Raw genomic sequence first — 7,085 nt, forward strand, 5'->3', positions numbered from 1 at the left:
AAGCGAAGCAAGCTGGAGTGAATTCAGAAGAATGCTGGAATACAAAGCCGAGTGGTACGGCAGAAAAATAATAGTAGCACCCGGTAATTATGCAAGTAGTCAATTATGTTCAGTTTGTGGATATAAGAATAGAGAGGTGAAAAATCTGGCACTCAGGGAATGGATTTGCCCTAAATGCGGCACACACCATGACAGGGATATAAACGCCAGTAAAAATCTGCTGAAATTAGCCATATAATTTTGGTAATACGCTGAGGTTGGTTCGACCTTTAGAGCTTAGGTAAACTTGTTCCGTTAGGAATATTGGCTAAGAAGCCATCCACTTCTATAAGTGGTGGTAGTTCACTAATGATTATGATGATTATGGACAAGAATATGAGTTTATTGAAGGTGAAAATTTAAATAACATAGCAAAACCTGAATGTGACTGTGGAGAATATGAGATAAGTGATACATTTACTGTAAGAGGACATAAGATTAACAGTAATTGTGATACGTGGGGTACAGATTGTGGAGCTAAGGCTGAATCACTATATGTATTTTATTTACCTGAAAAAGGCAAGTATATATTTGTCAAAGAATGGTATTGGGAAATGTAACTGGTAAAAGTTATATATACAACGAAAAGATAAACCTAGAGATTTAACCCTTTTTTAAGTTTTATATGGCAAAAATCATAGAAAAGGTAGCTATTCATATGCTCCTTTTCTGTGATATACTTTATATGTAGTAGATAATTCCCTCTCATTAAAATACGTGGGAAGTCATTGGTTTTAACTAATGAGGGGGTGATCGAATGTGAATTATATAGATAAGATAATCCTGTCTATAACAATAGTGATAGGCTTATTTATAATATGTAATGGCAAACGATCAATCGAAGTGGATGTACAGATTGGTAATTTCCATATAAAAATAAATACTACAGATAAAAGAAAATAGACAGCTGCCACTGTCTATCTACTTAAATTAATTATCTACTATTTCTAAAAGTCAATGACTTCCTTATTCTTATTTATATTTATTATATCAAAAAATAAAAGAAATAAACATGGAGATGAAAAAATATGTTAAAATTTCTTATTATATTAAATATAATTATATGGTTTATAGTTATGATTATACTTATTGGCAAAGACTACAAATTGGATTATAAAAATTTCCACCTAAAAATTATAGTGAAGAGGTGAGTAGGATGCTTAAAACTTTCTATGACCCGGCAGTAGAGCAAAAAGGAATTGAAAAAGGACGCAAAGAAGGATTATTACAAGGATTGGAAAAATTGCTTGGGATTAAATTTTCTGATACGTCTTATATGTCCAGAATAAAAAAAATAGAAGATGAAGATACTTTAAATTTTTTATTTGAGGATGTGATTAAGAGTAACTCCATTGAAGAATTTAAAGAAAAATTGAAACAGAGAAAATTAAACTAGAAAATAAGATCTGCTTGTAATGGCAGGTCTTATTTTTTTAAAATTTTTTTCAAAAAAGTACCGAGAAAAATACCAAGAAATTACCCAAAGAATATATAAATTATGAAGCATAATTTATATGCCTTATATATGCTATTCTGTATAAGAACATAAAAGCTTATATAAGGAGTGGTAGAATTTTGGAAATATCAAATATTAGAATATCAAAATCGGGTTCTCTTTTAAAGGACAATCCCAATAACAGAATACTTGCTTATGTGGCAGTTACTCTGGACAATAGTATAAGACTAGATGATATAAGGATTGTTAATGGAGACAATGGGATTTTCCTTGGATTTCCAACCAGGCTAAGGAAAAATGGTTCAAGAAAAAATGTTGTATATCCTATTTCAAGGGAGGCAAGAGCAGCTATAACCAATGCTGTAATGTCAAAGTATAGGGGAGAAGATGTATCTGTAACAAGCCTAACTAAATAGGAAGTATATTTATGGGGCTTTCTTATAAAAGTCCCATAAATTTTTGTATACATAAACCGGTTTTGGCTTGTTTTGGTTAGATTTAAAACAGCAAGGCTGGTATAATATATGTATACGGATATTATGTTAAAGAGAAAAATATCTGTAGGAAGGTAAACATATCATGAAAACAGAATTATCGAAGAAGAATCAAGTCATTCTTGACAAGGCAATTCAAAGGACACACCTGTATTTGCAATCACATGGTACTACTAATTTTGAACAGTTCTATTTGAATTTTATAAGAGGGTTTTCAGGTTTGGTATTGATTGGAGATAAGAAATTTAAAGAAATTATAAATGAGCCGGATGATATTGAAATGGCAGATAATGCCCTTCAATATATACAAAACCTTAAAGAGGATCATCCAATTTATAATTATTTCAGGCAGTATATATCTTTTCCTAGTTTTATGCAGGAGGATATAATGCTAAATTCAATTCATATAATTTCAGAACTTTCAAAAAGAGAAAATATATTTTAAGAAGGAGGACATGTATGTATAAGATAGGATTGGATCTGGGATATAAATATACAAAGGGTGTAGCCGACAACGGAAAGAAAGTATGCTTTCCCTCGGTTATAGCTCAGGATAAATCTGCAGAAGTAGATGATGATATCAGAAAATTTTTTTCGAATCAGACTGGGAATAGTGGTATTGAAAATAACCTCTATATAACTATTTCAAATGGTAAGTACAAGGAGAAATTCAAAGTTGGTAATGCTGCAATAAATGAAAGAAATGTCAGATCAACTTTTCTGGATAATAAATGTAATAGTATAGAAAATAAAATATGTCTGGCAGCAGCATCTTCCATATTACTTCCTGAAAAAGAAGGAGATATATTTCTGGTATCAGGATTGCCAATTTCAAGCTTCAGCCAACAAAAAGACATATTTAAAAATATGCTTTTGAATTACGACCTGACCGTTGAAGTACCTAAATATAATATAAAAAAACATATAAAATTTCAACGAGTTGAACTTGTACCACAAGGCCTTGCAGCTATCTATGCAGCCGTATGGGAGAATATAAAAAAGTATTCCATTCCAGGAAGCTATATTGGGCTTATAGACTGGGGAGGAAAAACTGTAGATTATGCTGTCTTCAGAATAGATGATAATGGATTTCCACAATATGTACCTGAATTTTCAGGTACTATTGATGGGGGAATGTTTCAGATAGAAAATGATGTTAGTACTCTATTTAAAGAAAAATATGGTACTGAACTTATATACAGCAGCTTGCTTAGATTAATTGAAACCGGAAAGATATATTTTAACAGGCAGCAGCTTGATTTTTCCAGGGATATTGAAGATATCAAGAAAGACAGAGCAGAGAAGGTACTTAATGAAATTACTAAAAAGTGGACTGATATAATTGCATATTTCAATACTGTTTTTGCATCTGGTGGCGGCAGTATAGACATGTATGACTATTTGAAAGCTGTTTCCGAAGTATTAAAATTGGAGCTGGCCAAGGATTCTCAGATGGGAAATGCACTTGGATACCATAAAATTGCAGAGCTTGCTGAGGTCAAATCCAAAGCTGGACATTAATATGAATTGTAACGGCTGTAATTGCATGTAATCACAGCCGTTATTAATATACTTGAAATGAAAAATGTAACAAAATGATGTAACATATCTGTAATACCGGGATTTAAAGGATTCTACAGAGTTTAATTGATGAAAATGTAACGATATAAGTAAATTGTCTATAGTATTATGTAACAAAAAATATAAATTGGGTATCTGAACTTTGTATAATAAAGATTTTACTATGTAACATTTTCAGAAAAAAGGGGAGTTGGTGATGGATACAGGTGATGTTCTGATTAGTTTTAGAATAAAAAAAAGTCACGAGGATGATGAAATTAGAAAACTGTTTTCAGAATGTAAAACAAATAAAGAAAGAGCAGATTTAACTAAAAGTGCACTTAATTTCTATGTGCAAAATAAAGATAAAATTAATGATTTGAATGATATGAAGCAGGATATAAAAGAAATTCTTTCAGAAATAGATGAGTTAAAATCTTCAGGTATTGAAATAAAAATAAAAAACAATAATGATAAATCCAATTTAGATAATAAGGATAAAGAGTCCGAAGATGCCAGGGACAAGTGGTCAAGTGCGGTTGAAGACATGTTTAAGTTCTAATTTTACAGGGGGAGATATGAGTTATGAGCAAAGAGGAAAGGATTGAATATATAGATACTTTTTTTGAGTTAAATAGTGATGTTGAGACCAGGGAAATGATAGATATGATTAAATCACTGGAACGATTCAGAATGTTTTTATATAAAAATGCTGCTGAGCACGTGAAATTAGTGAGTTCTTTAACATTAAGTCCGGAATATGAAAAGAAATTTAGAGATGCTTTGAAAAATAACTGGACTTCAGAATATGATGGTATTCGTATAAAAATATATGTACCTGAAGTACCGCCAACTATATATATAAAGACCAGGAATGAGGCAGTAGGCTATTTTATGGAATTATGGAAAGCTAAAACCAGAAATGTTTTAAAAGGGTATGACATTCATTTTGAAAAGGTGTTTGTTTGGCTCAAATGCTATAACCCTGTAAGTTCTTACGATGTTGATAACAAATTTATAAAGCCTTTTTTGGATGGTATAAGACAGTCAGGAATTATAAAAGATGATAATTTTAAGATTGTAAAGTATGGAATGGAAGGATTACTTGACAGGGAAAATCCACATATGGAGCTGTATATATTTGGAGATGACAGTATTCCCGAGTTTATAAAAAAGGGTATTTTTTGATCCAAAAAAGGTATACAGAAATCACTTGAAAATCACTACCTAGGAATGCGGGTTTGCGGGCTCAAAAAGGTGTACAGAAATGACCTAAAAATTGCTAAGTGAAATATGTATATACAAAAAACACATGTAGCCGTTGAATTTACTGGTTTTCAAAAAACAAAAGTAGAGTGCTTTACGGCACTCAATTGATTTTTATCACCATCTTAAATTCAAGGCATTTTCAATATATAAAACAAAGCCAGATAAGGCAGAAAATAATGGAAAAAAATATATCATTTTTTATAAAAAACATGAAATGAATGAAAGGGAACTGGTTATGATTAGGATTCAAAAGCGGGATGAATATCTGCTTAAAAAGATAGGAGAATATGGAATTCTAAACAATAGAACAATAGATAAAATATATGGTGGTGCAGTTCAGTATCCTGTACGAAGGAGAAAAAAGCTGGCTGATGAAAAGTATATAGTTAAGAACAATAAATACTGTAGTCTTGGTGCAAACGGTAGAAGGTACCTTGAAGAAGAACTGGGAATGGAAAATATAAGAGAAGTAGCATCAGGAAAGTATATAAGAACACGTATCGGGAAGGTAGCTGAAATACTGATGGCTATTGAAAAGATGTATTATACATATCCCAGCTGGAAACTGAAGAATAGGGATATTGTAAGTGAGAGAAAGGACAAATACTACGGGGAAATAATAAGCAAAACAAGTGGTAAGTCCTATTTCATATATAACCTTGGAAAAATAGATAGTACAAAATATGTAAGCAGAGCTATAAGTTTGAAAAAAAGATATATACAGGAGGTAAGACAGGAAATAATGAACAAAGCCTCCAATGGGAAAATGGAACGTGTAATACTGCTGGCCGAAGATAAGACGGTAATGGCTCTATATAACGAAAGTTTGATGTCTTTGAATGTAAAGGAACAGCTTATAATTCCATGGCAGGAAGCAGGCTTCAATCTGATTGGAAAGATTGGGAGTGAAAACATAGAGGAGAAGGTTGTAAGATATCTCTATAAGGATTACGACGATCCTGATTGGGCCTATGCAGATTATACAACCAGTGATGGACAGGTTGTTGTACTGGTAACCAATGATGGAGAAAAAATAGTTAAGGTAAAGCAGAGTGAGATAATAAACCGCTACAATAGGACAAATAAGTTTAAGCTGATTGTTGTATGCCTTGAGAGCCAGTACGTAAAGTTTGAGAAGGAGTTCAAGGAGTTTAGTAATGTAAGGATAAGGACAGTACCGGACGGTATACTGTAGGGTTTTACTTATGCAACATGCATTAACCGTAAATTTTAAAAAATATAGGGAGGAACTGAAAATGTCAAAACGATATGGTTCAGTAAACAGTTATGAAAAAAAGTTTGTTACGAACCGAAAATTAAAAATCAACCTACTATTATAGTGGCATATATTTACGTGAATATTTTATATAATGATAAGTTTAACTAATCAAATTTATAAATTATATAAACTAATAATATTTTGAAGGAAATTTAAAACAAATATAGAATAATATACTTATGTTTCTATATATAAGAAAAATAAGGGGGTATGAAAAATGACAAGACATAAATTAAAAAAAGCATTATCGCTTTTACTTTTAACTACTGTTTTTTCGGTTACAACATTTAGTTCAGTTTCGGCTAGTAGTATAGTTAATTCAGAATCGGCAAAATTTGTACCTATGTTAGGTGGAGGTCCAAGCCCAAGTGCCGCATGGACTTACAGAACTTCCTATTATCATACTTTTACACATAATCAACTAAGAACATTAAATAACAAGTATCAATCTACAATAAGGTCGTCTACTTATGTTGCTGGACAATATGCATATAATGTCTCAGTTGTAGCTCTTGGTTTTATGGGTAAATCTGGTGCAGTTGCCGCTAGCTATATAAGTCTTTTTGGGCAAACCTATTTTTCTAAAATTCAAAGTAGTGCAAATGTAATAGCATCAGCTTATGGTAAGGGCGGAAGTGTTAGATTAAAAGTTATAGAGTATTACAGACCCGCTAGTGGTGAAAAAATGATAATTTTTGCATAAATTAAGGAGTTTATTAATGGATAAAACTAATAGAACAAATAGAACAAAAAGAATTATCGAACAAGTAGCATTTTCTTTTATTCCTTTTTTAGTGATTTTATATAAAGCTTATAATTTTGAGATAACTAAAAGTTCAATTATTTTCATTTTTACTTATATAATTTTAGTTATTCTCTTTATAATTTTTTATAATTCAATAAAGCGGTAGTTATTCTCTTTATAATCTATGGAAATCTTCTTAATTGAACAAAACTGAAAAACGCAATCTCCTTCTATAAGGGAAGG

The 7,085-nt window shown here is 31.3% G+C and carries 9 protein-coding genes; all 9 read left to right on the forward strand.

All coding sequences use genetic code 11. The annotated features are described in order from the left end of the window. On the forward strand, nucleotides 1-238 hold a 238-nt coding region (locus ACFHWD_RS20165; protein WP_378062901.1), incomplete at its 5' end, for a zinc ribbon domain-containing protein. Nucleotides 239-1,195: 957 nt separating this feature from the next. Further along, the gene (locus ACFHWD_RS20170) at nucleotides 1,196-1,435 is read left to right on the forward strand and encodes a hypothetical protein (RefSeq protein WP_179977727.1); all 240 of its coding nucleotides are present in this window, start codon (nucleotides 1,196-1,198) and stop codon (nucleotides 1,433-1,435) included. A gap of 179 nt (nucleotides 1,436-1,614) precedes the next feature. Further along, a complete protein-coding gene (locus ACFHWD_RS20175; RefSeq protein ID WP_179977726.1) occupies nucleotides 1,615-1,911 on the forward strand; it encodes a SpoVG family protein in 297 nt (98 codons plus the stop codon). A 163-nt stretch (nucleotides 1,912-2,074) separates the two neighbouring features. Next, entirely contained in the window at nucleotides 2,075-2,434 is a 360-nt protein-coding gene (locus tag ACFHWD_RS20180; protein WP_150358845.1) for a hypothetical protein, read from the forward strand. Nucleotides 2,435-2,448: 14 nt separating this feature from the next. Continuing rightward, nucleotides 2,449-3,510, forward strand: a complete 1,062-nt coding sequence (locus ACFHWD_RS20185; RefSeq protein ID WP_179977725.1) for a ParM/StbA family protein — start codon at nucleotides 2,449-2,451, stop codon at nucleotides 3,508-3,510. Between the two features lie 256 nt (nucleotides 3,511-3,766). After that, nucleotides 3,767-4,111, forward strand: a complete 345-nt coding sequence (locus ACFHWD_RS20190) for a hypothetical protein (protein ID WP_179977724.1) — start codon at nucleotides 3,767-3,769, stop codon at nucleotides 4,109-4,111. A gap of 23 nt (nucleotides 4,112-4,134) precedes the next feature. Beyond that, the gene (locus ACFHWD_RS20195; RefSeq protein ID WP_179977723.1) at nucleotides 4,135-4,737 is read left to right on the forward strand and encodes a hypothetical protein; all 603 of its coding nucleotides are present in this window, start codon (nucleotides 4,135-4,137) and stop codon (nucleotides 4,735-4,737) included. Nucleotides 4,738-5,053: 316 nt separating this feature from the next. After that, the gene (locus ACFHWD_RS20200; RefSeq protein ID WP_150358841.1) at nucleotides 5,054-6,013 is read left to right on the forward strand and encodes a hypothetical protein; all 960 of its coding nucleotides are present in this window, start codon (nucleotides 5,054-5,056) and stop codon (nucleotides 6,011-6,013) included. 301 nt (nucleotides 6,014-6,314) lie between these two features. Continuing rightward, the gene (locus tag ACFHWD_RS20205; protein WP_150358840.1) at nucleotides 6,315-6,800 is read left to right on the forward strand and encodes a hypothetical protein; all 486 of its coding nucleotides are present in this window, start codon (nucleotides 6,315-6,317) and stop codon (nucleotides 6,798-6,800) included. Nucleotides 6,801-7,085 lie beyond the last annotated feature (285 nt).

It is taken from the genome of Clostridium sp. MT-14 (assembly GCF_042436595.1).
In the GTDB taxonomy this organism is placed as follows: Bacteria; Bacillota; Clostridia; order Clostridiales; family Clostridiaceae; genus Clostridium_B; species Clostridium_B aromativorans.